The sequence below is a fragment of the Georhizobium sp. MAB10 genome (genome assembly GCF_045012825.1).
GTDB classification, from domain to species: Bacteria; Pseudomonadota; Alphaproteobacteria; order Rhizobiales; family Rhizobiaceae; genus Georhizobium; species Georhizobium profundi.
On the sequence record NZ_CP118314.1, the window covers coordinates 3,124,350 to 3,142,556 of the forward strand.

Here is an 18,207-nt window from a genome sequence, read left to right on the forward strand (position 1 = left end):
TCTTCTGACACAGGAAATCCCTCATGACGCTCGTCCACCCCTCGCGCGCGCCCCTGCTGCGCGAAGCACCCACCCGCTCCAGCGCGCCGCCGACTTCGCCGAAGCTGCTGGCCAAGGCCGGCTTTCCGCTCCAGCGGCTTCTCGGACCCTTGCTCGTTCTGGCACTCTGGTACGTCGCTTCCGGTGCAGGCTGGATCTCTCCTGCCAAGATGCCCGGGCCGGAAGCGGTGGTCAGTTCGCTCGCTACGATGATTGCCAACGGCACGCTGGTGACGGACGTTGCCGCCTCCCTGCAGCGCGCGGCCACCGGCCTCGCAATCGGCATCATCGCCGGCTTCTCGCTGGCGGTGGTTGCGGGATTGACCCGCGTTGGCGATGCGCTGATCGACGGTAATGTGCAGGTGAAGCGTTCGATCCCGAACCTCGCGCTCATTCCGCTCTTCATCATCTGGCTCGGCATCGGCGAGACGATGAAGATCACGATCATCGCGCTCGGTACGATGATCCCGATCTACATCAACACACACGCCGCATTGCGCGGCATCGATCGTCGCTTCGTGGAGCTTGGGCAGACCGTGTCGCTCTCACGCGGGCGTTTCCTGCGCCACATCGTGTTTCCCGCCTCGCTTCCAGGCTTCTTTACGGGGCTGCGCATGGCGGTGACGCATTCATGGACGGCGCTTGTCGTCGTCGAGACGATCAATGCGACGAGCGGCATCGGCTTCATGATCACTCAGGCACGCATCTACGGACAGACCGACGTCGTCCTGGTCGGCCTCGTTCTCTACGGCGTTCTCGGCTTCAGCTCCGATGCGCTCGTGCGCGCACTCGAACGGAGGACCTTGGCATGGCGCCAGTCGCTCGATCAGTAAGGTGGCAGGACAATGCCGTCGTCCGCATCGCCGGCCTGAGGCGGTCCTTTGACGGACGCGTCGTTCTCGATGGTGTCGACCTCACAATCGAGAAGGGCGAGTTCGTCGCGCTCCTCGGCCGCAGCGGGTCGGGCAAGAGCACCATTCTCCGCGCCGTTGCCGGGCTGGACACGGATGTCGAGGGGACGATCGACGTGCCCGAACGCCGCTCCGTGTTGTTCCAGGACTCGCGGCTCCTGCCCTGGGCACGCGTGATCGACAATGTCACGCTCGGCTCTTACGGACCCGGCACCTTGGAACGGGCGCGCGCGGCGCTTGCGGAAGTCGAACTTGCCGACAAGGCCGGAAGCTGGCCGAAGACCCTGTCCGGCGGTGAGCAACAGCGCGTCGCGCTCGCCCGATCGCTCGTCCGCGATCCGGAACTGCTGCTTGCCGACGAACCGTTCAGCGCGCTCGATGCGCTGACCCGCATCCGAATGCAGCACCTGCTCATCGATCTCTGCAGGCGCCATCAGCCGGCCGTGCTGTTCGTCACCCACGATGTCGACGAGGCGCTGCGCCTGGCGGACCGGGTGATCATCACCGCCGACGGCCACCTCGTCTACGACCGCCACATCAGCGATGCGCGCAAATCACCGGTCCGCACCGAAGAACTCCGCAAGGAGATCCTCGCGCGGCTCGGCGTCCAGCCAGACTGAAAATGTTTCAACCCAACAGGCCAACCCGAAAGAAAGACAGCACCATGAAACCGAGAACCATTCTGCCCGCCTTCGCCTTCCTCGTCGTTTCGACCTTCGGCCTCGGCACAGCTTCAGCAGCGGACGAGCCGCTGGCGATCGAAGTGCCCGAAGGCGTTTCCATTGTACTCGCCGACGACGCGAACAACGTTGCAAACCTTTTGAAGCTGTCCGGCCAGGACCAGAAGCTTGCGGCGGACGTGAGCTTTGCCAATTTCTCCAGTGGCCCGCTGCGGCTCGAAGCGATCCGCGCGGGCGCCGCGCAGGTCGGTGCCGTCGGCGACGTGCCGCCGATTCTCGCGCATTTCTCCGACGCTGACGTCGTGATCGTGGGTGCCGTCATCACCTCGGGTGAAGGCAACACGCTCGCCACTGCACCCGATTCCGGCATCGAGACGCTGGAGGACCTGGCTGGAAAGCGGGTTGGCATCACTGTCGGAACCGCCCAGCAGGCAACGGTCCTGCGCAACCTTCGCGCCGTCGGCCTTACGCTGGACGATATCGAGCCCATCCATCTCGGACTGTCCGAGTTTGCCGACGCGCTGCGTGCCGGCCAGATCGACGCTGCCGTGTTGAAGCAGCCCGACCGGGCGCGCTATCTCGCATCGGTCGAAGGCACCGGTGCACGCGAGATCGATAACGCACCCGGCGGCAACACCAACCTCAAATATCTCTACGCCAGCAAGAGCGCTCTTGCCGATCCTGCTCAGGCGGCGGCGATCCGCGATCTCGTTGTTCACTGGTACCGTGCCCACCTCTGGAAGAACGACAACCAGGAGCTCTGGATTTCCGAGTATCTTGTCAAGGATCAGCGGCTGAGCCGCGAAGATGCTGAGATTGCGGCGGCCAGCGAAGGCGACGCAACCCGCATTCCCGGCTGGGACGAACTGCTGGTCACCCAGCAGGACACGATCGACATCCTGCAATCGGCCGGTGAATTTGCCGGAAAAGAGCTCGATGCCGCAGACGAATTCGATACGCGGTTCGACGGTCTCACCGAGGCGTCCCCGACAGTGAGCGACGGGAAGTCTGCCGCGCTCGTCCAGTAACGGCGACGTGCAGCAGCGACCCGGGGGACAAGCGGCTGTCTCCCGGGTCTTGACCGCCAGACCCGGCCCATTTTGCTGCACCGCAAACTTATTCCCGTCTGATCCGCTTTTAAGGGACAGCATGCCGCAGATCGCGATATGGACGCCACCGGTTCACTCGACTTAGTGGATGGCAAAAGCCGATAGTCAGCGTCCTCTCAACAGCAAAGCCTCAAGCGTGACATTTCCTTTTTCCCCAACTGCCGCCCATGGCGCACCGATCGAAGGCCTGCCGCAGGCAGCCCGGCCGATGATTTCCATCCAGAAGGTCGAGAAGACCTACCCGGCACGCGCAGGCCACGCGCCCGTCACTGCGCTTTCCGATGTCGACCTCGAAGTCGCTGCCGGCGAGATCGTCGGTGTGATCGGACGCTCCGGCGCCGGCAAATCGACGCTGATCCGCCTGGTGAACGGGCTGGAGCGCGCAACCAGGGGCACCGTTACCGTCGACGGCACCGATCTGACGACATTGCGCGAGAGCGAGCTTCGCCAGGCGCGCCGCTCGATCGGCATGATCTTCCAGCACTTCAACCTGCTTGCCCGCCGCACCGCCTTCGACAATGTCGCGATGCCCCTGGAAATCGCCGGCTTCGCCCGCCGCGACATCGAAGCGCGGGTCAAGCCGCTTCTCGATCTCGTCGGCCTCGCCGACAAGACCGATCGCTACCCGGCAGAGCTTTCCGGCGGCCAGAAGCAGCGCGTCGGTATCGCACGCGCGCTGGCGACGAACCCGAAAGTCCTGTTGTCGGACGAGGCGACATCGGCACTCGATCCCGATACGACCAAGCAGATCCTGGCGCTTTTGAAAAAGGTCAATGCCGAGCTCGGCATCACGATTCTTCTGATCACCCATGAGATGAGCGTGATCAGCGCCATCACCGACCGCGTCGCCGTCATCGACGGTGGCACGATCGTGGAACAGGGACCAACCTTCGACGTCTTCACCGCTCCACGTCATGCCACCACGCAATCCTTCGTATCGAGTGTGACGGGTACGGCACTGCCGGAGGCGATTGCACAGCGCCTGCAGCCGGCTGCCGTGCAGGGCGCCCAGGCGCTGGTGCGGATCGTTTTTCGCGGCACCGGCAGCGAAGCAGCGTTCCTCAGCCGCATTTCGCGGGAAGAGGCAATCGATCTCTCCATCGTCCAGGGTCGCATCGACGAAGTTGCCGGCCAGACCTATGGCCAGCTGATCGTCAGCGTTGCGGGCGGCGACGGCCTTGCCGCACTGGAGCGCGGCGTCGCCAAGGCTGGTCTCACAAGCGAGGTTCTCGGCTATGTCCGCTGATTTTCTTCCCCCGCACATCCTGCGGCTCATCGTCGACGCCTTCCTGCAGACGCTTCAGATGGTGGCCATCTCGGGCCTGATCGCGACCCTTATCGGATTGCCACTCGGCGTGTTTCTCGCGACCAGCCGCAAGGGTGAGCTGTTTGCCGCGCCGGTGCTCAACAGCACGCTCGGGCTGATCGTCAACGCCACGCGTTCGACACCCTTCATCATCCTCGTCGTCGCCATCGTCCCCTTGACGCGCCTGATTGCAGGCACCTCGATCGGCACGACGGCAGCCATCGTTCCGCTGACGATCGCCGCCGCCCCCTTTATTGCCCGCGTCATCGAAGGCGCGATCCGCGGCGTCGACCAGGGGTTGATCGAAGCCGCGCGCGCCATGGGAGCAACGCCGCTCCAGATCGTGCGTAAGGTGCTGCTGCCGGAAGCCCTGCCCGCGATCACCCACGCCATGACGCTGACGGCCGTCAGCCTGATCGGCTACTCCGCGATGGTCGGTGCGGTCGGTGGCGGGGGGCTCGGCGATCTCGGCATCCGTTTTGGATACCAGCGCTTCATGCCCGACGTCATGCTGGCCGTCGTTCTCGTGCTCATTCTGCTCGTCCAAGGCGTGCAGAGCCTCGGCGATGCGCTGGCGCGTCGCTTCGACAAGCGTTCCATCTCGTGATCCTCCCCTCAACCTGATTGTTCAACGAAGGAAAAAGACCATGAAACTCAAAACCCTTGCCTTGGCGGCAACCGTCGCCGTTATCGGGGCTGTCGCTCCCGCCGCAGCCGAGTCGATCAAGATCGGCGTAACGCCCGGACCGCACGCCCAGATCCTCGAAGCCGTCAAGGAACTCGCTGCGCCAAAAGGCCTCGAAATCGAGATCCTCGAATTTTCCGACTATGTGGTTCCGAACGAAGCGCTGAATGCCGGCGACCTCGACGCCAACTCCTTCCAGCACAAGCCCTATCTCGACAACCAGATCGCCGATCGCGGCTACGACATCGTCGATGTCGGCTTCACGGTGAACTTCCCGATCGGCATCTATTCCGAAAAGGTCGACAGCTTCGACGAGGTTCCGGACGGCGGGACGATCGCCATTCCGAACGACCCGACCAATGGCGGCCGCGTGCTTCTGCTGCTGCAGGACAACGGCTATCTCACCCTTGCAGACGATGTCGGCACCACGCCGTCCATCGCCGACATCGTGGAGAACCCGAAGAACCTCAACATCGTGGAAATCGATGCGGCGCAGCTGCCGCGTTCGCTGCCTGACGTGGACGCCGCCGGGATCAACACCAACTACGCGGAAGAAGCCGGCCTCGACCCGGTCAACGATCCGATCCTGCGCGAAAGCCCGAAGGGTCCTTACGTGAACCTGATCGCCGTGAAGACCGAAGATCAGGATGAGGCCTGGGTCCAGACGCTGGTTGAGACCTATCAGTCGGACGAAATCCGCGATTTCATCGAAGAAACCTTCAACGGTTCGGTTCTCGCCAGCTGGTAAGACCGCCTGACCGCGACTTTGGAAGGCGCGCAGCGATGCGCGCCTTCTTTCGTTTGGAGAGGGCTAGCTGGGGAGACGTTATCTTGACCGTTTGACGACTCCGTTAATGTCTACTAGGTTGATAGACATTAAGCAGGAGGATACCCCACATGGCATACCGACTGATTGGATTTTCTGCGGCAACGGACGGCTCGTCCAAGATCACGGATCTTCTCACCGACTTCAGTGGACGCCTGGTTCAGGATGCCGCTTTCCAGCCTGCAGACATCACCGTCCACACGCTATCGGACATCGAGAACGACCTCCGTTCGGCACGGTTCCGGTCCGAACTCGAGGGGCAGGCACGCGGCGCGTTGCTCGATTGCGAGGCAGCAGACGCGCTGGTAATCGCCGCATCCGTCAAGGCATATCGGGGATATCCCGGCCTATTGAAACACCTCATCGACATGGCCGATCTCGAGCTCCTGCGGCGCAAGCCGATCGTGGTTCTCGCCGTCGGGCCGGTGTCGTCGGCAACCCGTCATGCACGGCTGGAGCTGCGGCTTCTGTTCCGCAGCGTCGGCGCGACGAATGTGCGGTTGATCGGCGCGCCGCACACTCAATTCAAGCAGTTGATGTCGGAAGACCCTGGGTTCTTCCGGGCCTTCAACGAGCTTCAAACAGATCTTGCCGTCAGCGCGTCCGCAGCGAAGCAGACGCAACTGAGACCTGTTCGCGTCGCCTAAGTCGCCTCAGGCGCGCGCTTCGAAGCGATCGGTCCAGACGGCTGTGTGGGACGCTGCGAGACCGCGGCGTTCCAGGCCGGAGGCAAGAGCGTAGCCTTCGGTCCAGCGGCCGTAGCCGCTCGCAATGTTGATGTGGCCGGCATCGCCGAGATCGACGAGGCCGGAGCCCCAGGCCTCCGCGAATGACCGCGCTGCGGCGAAGCTCATATACGGATCGTTCTGGCTTGCCACGACGATGCTGGCGAAGGGCAGACGCTCCCGCGGCATCGCCTGGAAATCCAGCCGATCGGGATGAAGCTTCTCGGTACGGTCGATGTCGCAGGGCGCGACGAGAAGCGCGCCGGCAACATGTTCGGCGACGGGCGAATTCGCCAATCCGGCCGTCAACACGCAGCCGAGGCTGTGGGCGACGATGATCGATCCGGGATGGGCAACGATCGCTTCTTCCAAGGTCGCCAGCCAGTCGTGCTCGCTCGGCCGGCTCCAGATCGCTTGCTCGACCAGATACGAGTTTGAGATGTCGGACAGCCAATGGCGCTGCCAGTGGCCTTCACCCGAACCGTTCAGGCCAGGGACGATGAGATAGCTTGCCATCTGGGGTGGCTCCTTCCTCGTTGGCAGTGACCGCGGAGAAAGTCGGCGGGCAGATCTGGGAGGCAATCCACCCGCCGAACCGGCGCGACAGGGAAGCAAATTGCTTCGATGGCCGGCATACAAGGTCTCCAGGGCACCAGTGACGCCAACATACGCCGGGCCCACCGCAAACCTAAGAAAGTAAATTCTATAAATTCAATAGATATTAGCCGCGTTTGGCGCGACATCGTCTGCGGTCTCGTTCAGGTTTCCGGGAAGATCGAACTGCAGGAGACCAACGATGACGTCGAAGCGCCAGATGAAGCTCGGAGCGTTTCTCTATCCGACCGGCCACCACGTCGCCGCATGGCGCCACCCGCAAGCCAATGCGCGGGCGGGTATTGATATTGAGCACTACAAGCTGCTGGCCCAGACGGCCGAGCGCGGACTATTCGATCTGCTGTTTCTCGCTGACGGCGTCGGCATGCGTGGCGACGATATCGACGTCCTGTCGCGCACGGCCATTCGATATACGGCGCAGTTCGAACCGCTGACGCTTCTCTCGGCCCTATCGGCCGTCACTAAGCATGTCGGCCTCGTCGCAACCGCATCGACGACCTACAACGAGCCCTATCATGTCGCGCGCAAATTCGCTTCGCTGGACTTTTTGAGCGGCGGACGCGCCGGCTGGAACACGGTGACATCGGCCGATGATCACGAGGCTCTGAATTTCGGCTTCGACCAGCAGATCGCGCACCCGAACCGCTACAAGCGCGCCGAAGAGTTCCTCGATGTCGTGCGAGGACTCTGGGACAGCTGGGAAGACGATGCCTTCGTCCGCGACAAGGACAGCGGCCTCTATTTCGAGCCGGAGAAGCTGCACATCCTCGATCATCGCGGCCCGCATTTCCAGGTTCGCGGTCCGCTCAACATCCCGCGTCCGCCGCAGGGCTATCCGGTGCTCGTGCAGGCGGGATCCTCCGATGCCGGCAAGACGCTCGCCGCCCGCACGGCGGAAGTCGTCTTCACCGCGCAGCAGACGGTGGAGGACGCCCGATCCTTCTACGCGGACCTGAAGGGACGCCTCGCCGCCTTCGGTCGGCAGCCGAATGCACTGCTCATCATGCCCGGCGTTTTTCCGGTCGTTGCCGAAACCCGCAGCGAAGCCGAGGACAAGTTCGCGGCATTGCAGGACCTCATCCATCCCGAGGTTTCGATCTCGGCACTCTCCCGGCTCTTTGGCCACGACCTCTCGCAGTTCCCGGCGGATGGTCCGCTACCCGAGGGGCTGGCCGAAACGGAAGGCCACCGCAGCCGGCAGCAGGTCTTCATCGACAAGGCCAAGCGCGAGAACCTCTCGATTCTTCAGCTCGCCAATTCCGTGGCCGGCGCGCGCGGGCACTGGCAGCTCGTCGGGTCGCCGGCGGACATCGCCGACGCTCTGGAAGAACGCTTCTCCGGCGGCGGCGCGGACGGCTTCAACGTCATGCCACCCTACTTCCCAGGCGGGCTTACCGACTTCGTCGATCTCGTCATCCCCGAACTGCAGCGCCGCGGTCTCTTCCGTCAGCGCTACGAGGGCCAGACGCTGCGCGAAAATCTCGGCCTTGCACGTCCGGCCCACCCCGCCTCGCAACCATCGACAAACCATCGCCGGACAGCCTGACAGCGTCGGCCCAACCACAAGGAGACCCATTCCATGCGTCGTAGAGAATTCACCCATTCCGTCGCCGCCCTGGCGATCGCCACCACACTCGGCCTCGGCTTCTCGACCGGCGCCGCGCTGGCAGAAGGCCAGATCCGCATTGCCGAGCAGTACGGCATTTCATACCTGCCGCTGCACGTCATCCGCGACCAGAAGCTGCTCGAAAAGCATGGCGAGGCAGCCGGCATCGAGATTACGCCGGAATGGGCACAGCTGGGCGGTGGCGCCGCTTCAAACGATGCGCTGCTGTCCGGCTCGGTCGACATCGTCAGCGCCGGCATCGGCCCGCTTCTTACGATCTGGGACCGCACGCATGGCAATGCGGACGTCAAGGCGATCGCGTCGCTCGTCCAGGCGCCGTTCTACCTCGTGACCAACAATCCGAACGTGAAGACGCTGGCCGACTTCACCGAGAACGACAAGATCGCGCTGCCGTCGGTCGGCGTTTCCGTTCAGGCGCGCACGTTGCAGATCGCTGCGGCCAAGGAGTTCGGACAGGAGAATTTCGACCGGCTCGACAATCTGACTGTCACCCTGCCCCACCCGGATGCGACACAGGCGCTGATCTCCAATTCCGGCGCGATCACGGCGCACTTCTCGAGCATTCCCTTCCAGAACCGCGCGCTCGAAACCGAAGGCGTGCACAAGGTGCTCGACTCCTACGAGGTGCTCGGCGGTCCGGCGACATCGGTCGCCATCTACACGACGACCGCGTTCCGCGAGGACAACCCGCTCACCTACCAGGCGTTCGTGGATGCGCTGGATGAGGCTGCGACATTCATCGAGAACAACAAGGAAGAAGCGGCCGACATCTATCTGCGGGTCAACAACTCCCAGGAAGATCGCGACTTCATCCTCTCCATCCTCAACGATCCGCAGATCTCCTTCGACCCGACGCCGCAGCGCACGGAAGTCTATGCGGATTTCCTGCATGAAGTGGGCGCGCTGACGAACCAGGCCGAGAGCTGGCGCGACTACTTCTTCGACGACCTCCATGCGCGCGAAGGCAGCTGACATGAACGCTCACGTTCAGTTCACGGCAGCGCACCAGAAGCGACAGCAGACGGCACCGGACGTGGTCACCGTTCAGGACGTGACGCTGCGCTACGCAACGGAACGCGGGACGCTGACTGCGGCGGAGGACATCTCCTTCACCATCCGCGAGGGCGAGCGGTTCGTGCTGCTCGGCCCTTCGGGCTGCGGCAAGTCCTCGCTCCTGAAATCGGTGGCAGGGTTCCTGCCACCGGCTTCGGGCTCGATCTCCATCCGCGGGCGGGCGATCGAGCGTCCCGGCCCGGACCGCATGGTCGTCTTCCAGGAATTCGACCAGCTGCTGCCCTGGAAGAGCGTGATCGACAACGTCGCCTTTCCACTGCGGGTCGCCAAGAAGCTCGATCGTGCAACGGCGCGCGAGCGGGCGCGGTCAGCGCTCGACAAGGTCGGCCTGTCGCGCGCCCTCGACGTCTACCCGCACACGCTGTCTGGCGGCATGAAACAACGCGCGGCGATTGCCCGGGCGCTGGCGATGGAATCGGACATCCTGCTGATGGACGAGCCTTTCGCGGCACTCGACGCCTTGACCCGCCGAACGCTGCAGGAAGATCTTCTGGCACTCGTGGAAGAACTGCGGCTGACGCTGCTATTCGTAACGCACTCCATTGAGGAGGCCGTTCTGATCGGCACGGATCTGCATCTCCTGTCTGCGCATCCGGGTCGCACGATCAAGACGGTGCACACGTCACATCTGACGCTTGCGGATGAAGGCACCGCCGCCTTCGACGATCTCGTCGGCGACGTACGCCGGACGCTTTTTGCCAAGCCGGAGGGCGGTGACCATGGCTGAGCTGCAGCTTTCCGACAAATCCGCCGCGATATCGCCCGTTGGGCCATCGCTCTGGCAGAATGTCTGGGTCCGCCGCGTCGTCATCCTGTTGCTCATCGGTGCCGTCTGGCAGGCGACAGCGCTCTGGCAGAACAACCCGATCATGCTGCCGAGCCTGACCGACACGTTCGCAGCACTGATCAACGGGCTGGCTCGCGAGGGGCTGGTGAGTGCGATAGCCGCGTCACTGACGACGCTGATCAAGGGCTACGTGCTGTCGGTTCTCATCGCGCTCGTCCTGGTCGCACTGGCCACAACGAACGACTTCCTGCGCGAGACGCTGCAGACGCTGACAGCGATGTTCAACCCGTTGCCGGCGATCGCGCTTCTGCCGCTCGCGCTGCTCTGGTTCGGGCTCGGCGAAGCGAGCCTGCTTTTCGTGATCGCGCACTCGGTCGTGTGGCCCTTTGCGCTCGCGGCACTGACGGGCTTTCAGTCGGTGCCGGAAACGCAGCGCATGGTCGGCCGCAATATCGGCCTCACGGGCTTTGCCTATGTCTGGCAGATCCTGATCCCGTCCGCCCTGCCCTCGCTGATCTCGGGCCTCAAGATCGCCTGGGCCTTCGCGTGGCGCACGCTCATTGCCGCCGAGCTGATCTTCGGCGTGACGGCCACATCCGGCGGGCTTGGCTGGTACATCTTCCGCAACCGCAACGAACTCTACACCGACAAGGTCTTTGCCGGTCTCGCCGTGGTCATTCTCATCGGCCTGGTCGTCGAACTTGTCATCTTCAAAACGCTGGAACAGCGCACCATCAGACGCTGGGGAATGCAACGATGAATGCAGTGACCAATTCCATTCGTGCCAACGACATCGAACCGATCGCCGTGCCGTCCGGCCTGCGCGGCGGCAAGCCGAAGCTCGTCGTCTTCAGCGGCAACACGCGCCGCCCGTCCAAATCGCGGCTTCTGGCAGGTGCGATCGCCGAGGAGGTGCTTCGCCGCGTCGAGGTCGAGATCAAGACCATCGATCTCAGCGAACTCGGTGACACGAGCCTCGCCGGCTGGGACAGCGGCAAGGTCGGCGAGCCTTTGAAGGCCATCGTTCGCGCGATCGAGGAGGCCGATGCGCTGATCGCCGTCACCCCCGTCTACAAGGGCAGCTACACGGGCCTCTTCAAGCACGTCATCGACGGCGTGAACCCCGAAGCGCTCAACGGCAAGCCCGTCATCATCGGCGCAACGGGCGGCGGTTTCCGGCACGCGCTCGTCGTCGAGCACCAGTTGCGGCCGCTGTTCGGCTTCTTCAACGCCCAGATCGCCGGCGCTGCCGTTTATGCCAGCGATGGTGAACTCGTCGATCCCGATATCACCGATGTCGCGCTTGTCAGCCGGATCCGGCTTGCTGCCGAGCAGATCGTGCCCCTTCTGGAGCATCAATTCACGAAATCAGCAGCTTTTCAGGCTTAACCACGCAGAGAAAGCCGTAAAAATGACGATGAGAGACACGGCAGAGCTATTGTTTAGCAATTCTCTAGACTATATATCGCAAAGCAGCCCAGTTTGGGCTGCGCGTACTCACTCCGTTGAGTGCGATGAAAGTCAGCCACGCCTTCGGAAGTCTCCTCGTCATGCTCACCCGCAAGGGAAAATACGGTCTGAAAGCGCTGATCCATCTGGCCAACAATCCGGATCGACAGTTCATCGTGAACGACATCGCCAAGCACAACGCGATCCCGAAGAAGTTTCTGGACACGATTCTGAACGAACTTCGCAACGCCGGCTTCGTGCACAGCCGCAAGGGCAAGGACGGCGGCTATCGTTTGGCACGGCCAGCCGAAGAAATCATGGTCGGCCACGTGGTGCGTGTTCTGGACGGGCCGCTGGCGCCTATCCCCTGCGCCAGCCGGACGCGTTACCAGCCCTGCGACGATTGCGACGTGGAGACCTGTCAGGTGCGCCACATCATGCTGGAAGTGCGCGAGGCGATCGCCGGCGTGCTCGACAAGTCGAGCCTTGCCGCCATGCGCGACATCGATGTGGACGATCCGGCCGAGGCGCTCCGCTACACCGTCTAAGGCTGCCTCGATGAGCGCGGCGGAACTGGCCGTGTCGGCCAGGCCGCAACAGATATCCGTCATCATCATCGGCGGCGGCGCCAGCGGCGTCCTCATGGCAGCACATCTCCTGCGGTCTCTGTCCGCATCCTTCCGCGTGACGCTCGTGGAACGCAGCGAGGCGATCGCCGAGGGCGTCGCCTATTCCACCGACCTCCCCGAGCATGTCCTGAATGTGAGCGTGAAGGGGATGAGCGCGCTTGCCGACGATCGCTCCCATTTCGAGCGCTGGCTCGGCGCCTTCAGCAACAACAAGATCAATCCGGCAAGCTATGTCGCTCGAAGCCTCTACGGGCTGTATCTGGCGGATCTTCTCAGCCATCTCAGAGCGATCGACGACGGCAAGCGGTTTCATACGGTGACGGACGAAGCTCTCGATGTCACCGAAACGCCAACAGGCGTCGAAGTGCATCTCGGCAATGGGACGAGCCTCATCGGCCATATCGCCATTCTTGCGACGGGACATGAAGCGCGTGCGACACAGACCAGCGCTGAATCCAGCGCGGCCGGCGATGCCCAATTGCCGATCCTTATCGTCGGGACCGGTCTTTCGATGGTCGATACCTTTCTGGCCGCAGCACGGCGCAAGAACCATCCGCCGGTGATCGCGATTTCCCGGCATGGTCTCCTTCCCCATGCCCACACCACTGCGCCGCCGATTGCCATCGATGCAGCGGACATTCCCTTCGGAACGAAGCTCTCTTTCCTGATGCGCTGGCTTCGGGTCCTCATCGCCGAGCTGGCCGACCAGGGCATCGACTGGCGCAGCGTCATCGATGGCATGCGTCCCCATTGCCAGGACATCTGGCGCAGCTGGACGCCGGAGACGAAGCGCCGCTTTCTCCGCCACGCGCGTCCTTGGTGGTCGATCCATCGACACCGGCTGGCACCGCCCATTCATGAACGGCTGACGAAGGCCGTTTCAAATGGGCATCTGGCGGTTCAGGCCGCAACGATCGTCGATGTCGCCGACGCAGACGGTGCGCTCGCCGTGACGCTGCGCGGCCGGAAGACAGGCGAGGAGACGCTTCTCAAGGTTGCCCGGATCGAGGACTGCACCGGACTTCATTTCGACGTGACGCAAAGCCGACAGGCGCTGCTGCAAAACCTCGTGTCCCGCGGTGCCGTGCGCGGAGATCCTTTGGCGATCGGCCTCGACGTCACGGAAAGATGTGCCGCGATCGATCTTGATGGGAAGCCGAGCAAACGGCTCTTCGCCATCGGGCCCATCACGCGCGGAACGTTTCTTGAGATCGAGGGCATCCCGAACATCCGCGATCAATGCGCAGCCGTCGCCGCAACGCTTTCGGCGCGTTTCGCGAAGGTCGAGCACTCGACGACCGCAGAGTCTTGAGCAAATGGCGGTCTGAACTGAACCCACGCCTGGCTCGTCCTCTCGCCCCGTCAGTGCGGGAGGACGAGCTTGCCGCCGTTCAGCGCTTTGCCGATCACGGAAGGAAGGCGCATCAGGACCCTCACGCCGATCCATGCGGCGGCGATGGCGATCACCGGCTGTAGAAAGAACGAGACCGAGAACAATGGATCGCCATAGTTTCCGAACACACGCCGCAGTGGGATGCCGGCGAATTCGAACACGATCGCGTGGCTGCAGAAGAGCACGAAGACATAGGGTTCGAAGCGTTTGATCCGCGACCATTTGGACGACCCGGCGATGAGAAGCGTCACTTGCCAGATTGCTGCGGCCATGGTGATCCGCAACAGCGTGTCGAGCCCTGCCAGAACTTGCGGATTGAGGCTGTGCAGCGGGATACCATCAATCCGGATGAAGAAGAAGACAGCCGCCATGGGAGCAAGGCCGAGAGCAAGACACTTCGTCGCGCGGTCGACTTGACCGTCCTGAAACGCGCCAATCCGCAGCCAGAGGCCGATCGCGAAGAACAGCAGGAGTTGCGGCCGCTGCAGCAGCCATGTGTCCTGCCCGAAAAGCATGTAGCCGATCAACACAGCAAAAGCTGCTGTCGGCGCCCGGTAAAGAGCGAAGACGAGGAGTGGTGACAACAGGCAACAGACGAACAAGTCGCGCAAAAACCACAACGGCACGACGAGCGGCCATTCCTGCAAGGCGAGAAAAGCATTGGCGATGCCAAGCGGGCTTGCTTCGGGCAATTTGTCCCAGTTTCCGGAAAGCTGCGCGTAGATGATGATAAGAACGAACATCACCGCGTTCCACGCGATCAACGGAACGATCAATGAGCGCACCTTGCCGGTGACTGTGGAAAGGTGGCCCTTGGCGAGGCTGCCTGCGATAAGGAAACCGGAGACGATGCCGAGGAGCGAAACCGAGCTCAGGCCGATCACTCTCGTCAGCAGGAAATAGACGAGCCCGAAAGCATCCACCGGCAGGGTATAAACGTTTTCCGCGATGCCTGGCTGAACGTGCACGAAAGTGACGAGAATGATGCAGAGCACACGCGCAATCGAAATGCGGAACGACGTCGACCGAGACACCGGCGTCGTATCGGGAAAGGTCATGGCGAATGGCAGGGTTTTGTCCACGGTGAGACGACTCCTATCGGGTCAGCGGCTGATTGGGCTGGCGCTTCAAAGCCAGAGGCGCCAACCCTTCGATCCGATGTCCGCAAAGCGGGTCTCGATCAGATGATGAAATTGGGATTGTCGATATTCGGCCGTGGCAGTTCGAGTGTCATGCCACCGCCTCGGGCGCGCCTGACGCTTGGGGACGACGATCGCCCGATCTATGCGATCGGCGACGTGCATGGCTGTCTCGACGCGCTTCGGCGGCTTGAAGCCAAGATCGTTGCGGATGCTGCTACGATCGAGGGACGCAAGCTGATCGTGATGCTTGGCGACTATGTCGATCGTGGTCCCGAATCGGCCGGTGTGATCGACCATCTGCTCGAAGAGGCGCCTGCGGGGTTCGACCGCATCTGCCTTGCCGGCAATCACGAACAGCTCATGCTCGACGTTCTCGAAGGACGCGCGGGCCTCGATCGCTGGCGCGCACTCGGCAGCGACGCGACCCTCGCCTCTTACGGCATCGACAGCGAGCGACTTCTGCATCTGGGCAGCTCGAGCGCGGAAGTCGGCGCGATGATCGGCGAGACGGTGCCTGCTGCGCATCTGGCATTCCTGCGCGACCTGCCGGTGCTGCTCAGCACCCGCCTTCACGTTTTCGTCCATGCGGGCCTCAGGCCAGACGTGACGGTTGCCGAGCAGAGCGATCGATCGCTGATGTCGCTGCGCCTTGCGCCGAGTGACGCCACGCAGCTTCCGGATCGCTACATCGTGCATGGCCACACACCGGTCGCGCGTGTTGCCATGGAAAACCGGCGCATCAACGTCGATACCGGCGCCTGCTTCACCGGGCGCCTTTCGGCCCTGCGCATCTGGCGCGGCGGCGGGCGCGTGTTGTCCACATAGCCCCTCACCGGCCCTTCGATCAGCCAGAAGCAGCATGACGGCCCGCCGCTCCGTCCAGATAGTAGTCGGCATAGTCGCCCATATATCGCTCTGCGCCACCGAAGGAGCCATATCGCGATAGCTTTGCCATGTCGGTCTTGTTCAAGATCGCGCCGAGTGTCTTGCCGGAGACCTGCGGCTCGTTTTCGAGCGTTGCCCGCAGCAAGGCGCGCGGTGTCGTGCCCCAAGCGGTCACCATGAGAAACGCGTCCGCGAGCGGCGCGAAGGCACGCGCATCGACCACCGGCCCAAGGGGCGGAAGATCGACGATGATGTAGCGATAGCTGCCGCGGGCATCTTCGATCAGCGCGCGCATGGCCTTGCCGGAAATGAGATCGGCCGTATGCGAAAGCCTCTGGCGCGTGGTTGCCGGCAGGATGGCGAGCCCCGACTGGCGGCTGACAAGAAGCGCCTCGCGCCAGTCATGCCCGTTTAAGAGCACGTCGACCAAGGAGCTTTGCGGTTCGATCGCCAGACGCCGGGTCAGCCCCGGATTGCGCATGTCTGCATCGATCAGCAGCGTCGACTGACCCGATGCCGCAAGCATGGCAGCAAAGTTCGCAGCGACGGTCGTCTTGCCCTCGCGCGGAAGTACGGAAGCAAAGGCGATGACGCGGCTTGGTTTTTCCTGCAGCACCACATCGGCGACCAGGCGCGCATTGCGCAGCGTCTCGGCAAAGAGCGACGACGGCGCGTTGACGGCGAGCTTGAGCAGCGCCGGACCGGGATCTTCATCCGCGGCAGCGGCATCGCCTTCGCTTCCATCCTTCGCAACCAGGGGCAGATAGCCCAGGAAGTCGATGCCCAGCGCCCGGCGAACATCATCGCCCGTGCGGAAGAAGCGCTCGCGGAATTCCTGAACCGCGCCGATCCCCGTACCTGCGAACATGCCGAGGACGAGCGCCAGCCCCAGCGTCAATGTCTTGCTCGGAGCCGATGGCCGCGTCGGGTTGGAGGCTTCCGAGATGACGCGCGCCTTGGCGATGGGGAACGTCTGCTGCTGCGAGGCTTCCTCGTAGCGGGCGAGAAAAGTCTGGTAGAGGGTGCCGAGCGCCGATGATTGCTGCTCCAACTCACGCAGTTCGACCAGGGCCTCCCCCGCGACCGAGTTTTCACCCGTGCGCGCGCCGACATTGTCACGAAGCGATTGTTCGCGCGCCTGCGCAACCTCGTATTCGTTGCGGTAGCTCGCCGTAACCTGCTGAAGCTCCTGGTATATCTGCCGGCTGAGATCGGCCGACTGCCGCCGGAGGGTGACGGCCTGCGGATGGTCCTCGCCGAAGCGCTCCGAAATTTCGCTCTCGCGCTCGACCATGTTGAGGTAGCGGCTCTTCAGTTCGTTGAGCGATGCGCTGTTGGCAATATCGGTGGGGATGACGGCACTGAGCACCGCCTGCTCCGGACCTTCCTCGATGATCGCCTGAAAACGCTGATACCGCGCTCGCGCATTGGCGGTTTCGGCCTGCGCCAGGATCAGCTGCTCGTTGACTTCGGAGAGCTGCTGATCGGAGACGAGCTCGCCGCTCACAGCCGTGAGGTTGTTCTCGGCCCGGAACCGCTCTGCGCGCAACGATGCGGCGAGCCATTCGGTGCGCAGGTTCTCCAGCCGACTTTGCAGCCAGACAGTGGCCTGCTGGGTCGCATCGAAATTGGCGTTCAACTGATCGGCGAGATACTGGTTGGCATAGGCGCGCGCGATCGCCCCGGCAAGCGCGGCATCCTTGGCGCTGTAGCGCACCTCGATGGCGAAGCTTCGCCCGACACGCTCTGCCACGAGATTAGCCTGCAGGATTGCCGCCGCCCGACCGATCTGTGCCGCTTCCGACAGTCCTGCGCCCTTCTCACCGCTCGATGCGAGCGACGCGATGGTCGAGCGGATCTGCGAACGCAGCCAGGCCACCGGAGACATCGGTGGATCGAGGAACAGTTCGTTGCGATGGAGGTCCAGCTCTGCAACGACCGAATGGGCGAGACGGGAGGAGCGGAGAATTTCGACTTCGCTCGACATCATCGTGTCGATCTGCATCGGTCCGGACCCGTTGCGCTCTTCCTGCGCATAACGCGTGAGATTTTCATCGAGCAGAATACGCGTTGCGGCCGTATATGTCGAAGGCGTCATGAGGAGGTAGGCGATGCCGAGCGCCAGGCCGATCGCAGCCGCCACCGCCACGATCCGTGCGCGCCGCCACGCAATGTTGAGCAACCGGTCCAGATCGATGAACTGGTCCTTGTCCTCGGGCTGTTCGGGCGTCACGGCAAGGCGACGGTCCAGTGCGAAATTTCTCTGATGCATCTGTCGAGACGCTTGGCAGCGCCACCTCTTCGGAGGGGTTGGCCCTGCTCGGT

The 18,207-nt window shown here is 63.0% G+C and carries 18 protein-coding genes; 15 read left to right on the forward strand and 3 right to left on the reverse strand.

Translation table 11 applies throughout. From position 1 onward, the window contains the following. Positions 1-23 precede the first annotated feature (23 nt). The 7 genes from PU133_RS14935 (at position 24) to PU133_RS14965 (ending at position 6,203) form a co-directional block, all read left to right on the forward strand. Positions 24-872, forward strand: a complete 849-nt coding sequence (locus tag PU133_RS14935; protein WP_404862326.1) for an ABC transporter permease — start codon at positions 24-26, stop codon at positions 870-872. Further along, on the forward strand, positions 848-1,570 hold the full coding sequence (locus tag PU133_RS14940) for an ABC transporter ATP-binding protein (protein WP_404862327.1): 723 nt from the start codon (positions 848-850) through the stop codon (positions 1,568-1,570). The genes PU133_RS14935 and PU133_RS14940 overlap by 25 nt, the downstream gene beginning before the upstream one ends. 44 nt (positions 1,571-1,614) lie before the next feature. Further along, complete coding sequence (locus PU133_RS14945; protein ID WP_404862328.1) at positions 1,615-2,658, forward strand: ABC transporter substrate-binding protein; 1,044 nt, start codon at positions 1,615-1,617, stop codon at positions 2,656-2,658. Positions 2,659-2,947: 289 nt separating this feature from the next. Further along, complete coding sequence (locus PU133_RS14950; protein ID WP_404864555.1) at positions 2,948-3,985, forward strand: methionine ABC transporter ATP-binding protein; 1,038 nt, start codon at positions 2,948-2,950, stop codon at positions 3,983-3,985. Continuing rightward, positions 3,975-4,652, forward strand: coding sequence for a methionine ABC transporter permease (locus tag PU133_RS14955; protein WP_404862329.1), 678 nt, complete (start codon positions 3,975-3,977; stop codon positions 4,650-4,652). The genes PU133_RS14950 and PU133_RS14955 overlap by 11 nt, the downstream gene beginning before the upstream one ends. Positions 4,653-4,692: 40 nt before the next feature. Next, positions 4,693-5,478, forward strand: coding sequence for a MetQ/NlpA family ABC transporter substrate-binding protein (locus PU133_RS14960; RefSeq protein ID WP_404862330.1), 786 nt, complete (start codon positions 4,693-4,695; stop codon positions 5,476-5,478). 149 nt (positions 5,479-5,627) lie between these two features. Further along, positions 5,628-6,203, forward strand: coding sequence for an NADPH-dependent FMN reductase (locus tag PU133_RS14965; RefSeq protein WP_404862331.1), 576 nt, complete (start codon positions 5,628-5,630; stop codon positions 6,201-6,203). A gap of 6 nt (positions 6,204-6,209) precedes the next feature. On the opposite strand, the gene PU133_RS14970 is transcribed toward PU133_RS14965, so the two are convergent. Further along, positions 6,210-6,797 (reverse strand): RBBP9/YdeN family alpha/beta hydrolase, encoded by a 588-nt coding sequence (locus tag PU133_RS14970; RefSeq protein ID WP_404862332.1) that lies wholly within the window; start codon positions 6,795-6,797, stop codon positions 6,210-6,212. Positions 6,798-7,077: 280 nt separating this feature from the next. Here PU133_RS14970 and PU133_RS14975 point away from each other — a divergent pair, with 280 nt between their 5' ends. The 7 genes from PU133_RS14975 (at position 7,078) to PU133_RS15005 (ending at position 13,774) form a co-directional block, all read left to right on the forward strand. Beyond that, positions 7,078-8,442 (forward strand): LLM class flavin-dependent oxidoreductase, encoded by a 1,365-nt coding sequence (locus tag PU133_RS14975; protein WP_404862333.1) that lies wholly within the window; start codon positions 7,078-7,080, stop codon positions 8,440-8,442. 33 nt (positions 8,443-8,475) lie between these two features. Next, positions 8,476-9,495 (forward strand): ABC transporter substrate-binding protein, encoded by a 1,020-nt coding sequence (locus tag PU133_RS14980; protein ID WP_404862334.1) that lies wholly within the window; start codon positions 8,476-8,478, stop codon positions 9,493-9,495. 1 nt (position 9,496) lies between these two features. Beyond that, positions 9,497-10,324: an ABC transporter ATP-binding protein gene (locus PU133_RS14985; protein ID WP_404862335.1), complete on the forward strand. Its 828-nt coding sequence runs from the start codon at positions 9,497-9,499 to the stop codon at positions 10,322-10,324. Next, positions 10,317-11,144 carry an ABC transporter permease gene (locus tag PU133_RS14990; protein ID WP_404862336.1) on the forward strand — a complete coding sequence of 276 codons (828 nt, stop codon included), beginning with the start codon at positions 10,317-10,319 and terminating at the stop codon, positions 11,142-11,144. Before PU133_RS14985 ends, PU133_RS14990 begins: the two co-directional genes overlap by 8 nt. After that, positions 11,141-11,773: an NAD(P)H-dependent oxidoreductase gene (locus PU133_RS14995; protein ID WP_404862337.1), complete on the forward strand. Its 633-nt coding sequence runs from the start codon at positions 11,141-11,143 to the stop codon at positions 11,771-11,773. Before PU133_RS14990 ends, PU133_RS14995 begins: the two co-directional genes overlap by 4 nt. Before the next feature lie 161 nt (positions 11,774-11,934). Then, positions 11,935-12,381: an RrF2 family transcriptional regulator gene (locus PU133_RS15000; RefSeq protein ID WP_404864556.1), complete on the forward strand. Its 447-nt coding sequence runs from the start codon at positions 11,935-11,937 to the stop codon at positions 12,379-12,381. 10 nt (positions 12,382-12,391) lie between these two features. After that, a complete protein-coding gene (locus PU133_RS15005; protein ID WP_404862338.1) occupies positions 12,392-13,774 on the forward strand; it encodes an FAD/NAD(P)-binding protein in 1,383 nt (460 codons plus the stop codon). Between the two features lie 50 nt (positions 13,775-13,824). On the opposite strand, the gene PU133_RS15010 is transcribed toward PU133_RS15005, so the two are convergent. Next, positions 13,825-14,937, reverse strand: a complete 1,113-nt coding sequence (locus PU133_RS15010; protein ID WP_126010932.1) for an acyltransferase — start codon at positions 14,935-14,937, stop codon at positions 13,825-13,827. Positions 14,938-15,087: 150 nt separating this feature from the next. Here PU133_RS15010 and PU133_RS15015 point away from each other — a divergent pair, with 150 nt between their 5' ends. Next, complete coding sequence (locus PU133_RS15015) at positions 15,088-15,822, forward strand: metallophosphoesterase family protein (protein WP_404862339.1); 735 nt, start codon at positions 15,088-15,090, stop codon at positions 15,820-15,822. Positions 15,823-15,841: 19 nt separating this feature from the next. On the opposite strand, the gene PU133_RS15020 is transcribed toward PU133_RS15015, so the two are convergent. Next, on the reverse strand, positions 15,842-18,154 hold the full coding sequence (locus PU133_RS15020) for a Wzz/FepE/Etk N-terminal domain-containing protein (RefSeq protein WP_404862340.1): 2,313 nt from the start codon (positions 18,152-18,154) through the stop codon (positions 15,842-15,844). Between the last annotated feature and the right edge of the window lie 53 nt (positions 18,155-18,207).

Bases quoted from the DNA above. Each gene is read 5' to 3' on its own strand.
- PU133_RS14935 (WP_404862326.1), top strand. From the start codon at position 24: ATGACGCTCGTCCACCCCTCGCGCGCGCCCCTGCTGCGCGAAGCACCC.
- PU133_RS14940 (WP_404862327.1), top strand. From the start codon at position 848: ATGGCGCCAGTCGCTCGATCAGTAAGGTGGCAGGACAATGCCGTCGTC.
- PU133_RS14945 (WP_404862328.1), top strand. From the start codon at position 1,615: ATGAAACCGAGAACCATTCTGCCCGCCTTCGCCTTCCTCGTCGTTTCG.
- PU133_RS14950 (WP_404864555.1), top strand. From the start codon at position 2,948: ATGATTTCCATCCAGAAGGTCGAGAAGACCTACCCGGCACGCGCAGGC.
- PU133_RS14955 (WP_404862329.1), top strand. From the start codon at position 3,975: ATGTCCGCTGATTTTCTTCCCCCGCACATCCTGCGGCTCATCGTCGAC.
- PU133_RS14960 (WP_404862330.1), top strand. From the start codon at position 4,693: ATGAAACTCAAAACCCTTGCCTTGGCGGCAACCGTCGCCGTTATCGGG.
- PU133_RS14965 (WP_404862331.1), top strand. From the start codon at position 5,628: ATGGCATACCGACTGATTGGATTTTCTGCGGCAACGGACGGCTCGTCC.
- PU133_RS14970 (WP_404862332.1), bottom strand. From the start codon at position 6,797: ATGGCAAGCTATCTCATCGTCCCTGGCCTGAACGGTTCGGGTGAAGGC.
- PU133_RS14975 (WP_404862333.1), top strand. From the start codon at position 7,078: ATGACGTCGAAGCGCCAGATGAAGCTCGGAGCGTTTCTCTATCCGACC.
- PU133_RS14980 (WP_404862334.1), top strand. From the start codon at position 8,476: ATGCGTCGTAGAGAATTCACCCATTCCGTCGCCGCCCTGGCGATCGCC.
- PU133_RS14985 (WP_404862335.1), top strand. From the start codon at position 9,497: ATGAACGCTCACGTTCAGTTCACGGCAGCGCACCAGAAGCGACAGCAG.
- PU133_RS14990 (WP_404862336.1), top strand. From the start codon at position 10,317: ATGGCTGAGCTGCAGCTTTCCGACAAATCCGCCGCGATATCGCCCGTT.
- PU133_RS14995 (WP_404862337.1), top strand. From the start codon at position 11,141: ATGAATGCAGTGACCAATTCCATTCGTGCCAACGACATCGAACCGATC.
- PU133_RS15000 (WP_404864556.1), top strand. From the start codon at position 11,935: ATGCTCACCCGCAAGGGAAAATACGGTCTGAAAGCGCTGATCCATCTG.
- PU133_RS15005 (WP_404862338.1), top strand. From the start codon at position 12,392: ATGAGCGCGGCGGAACTGGCCGTGTCGGCCAGGCCGCAACAGATATCC.
- PU133_RS15015 (WP_404862339.1), top strand. From the start codon at position 15,088: ATGCCACCGCCTCGGGCGCGCCTGACGCTTGGGGACGACGATCGCCCG.
- PU133_RS15020 (WP_404862340.1), bottom strand. From the start codon at position 18,154: ATGCATCAGAGAAATTTCGCACTGGACCGTCGCCTTGCCGTGACGCCC.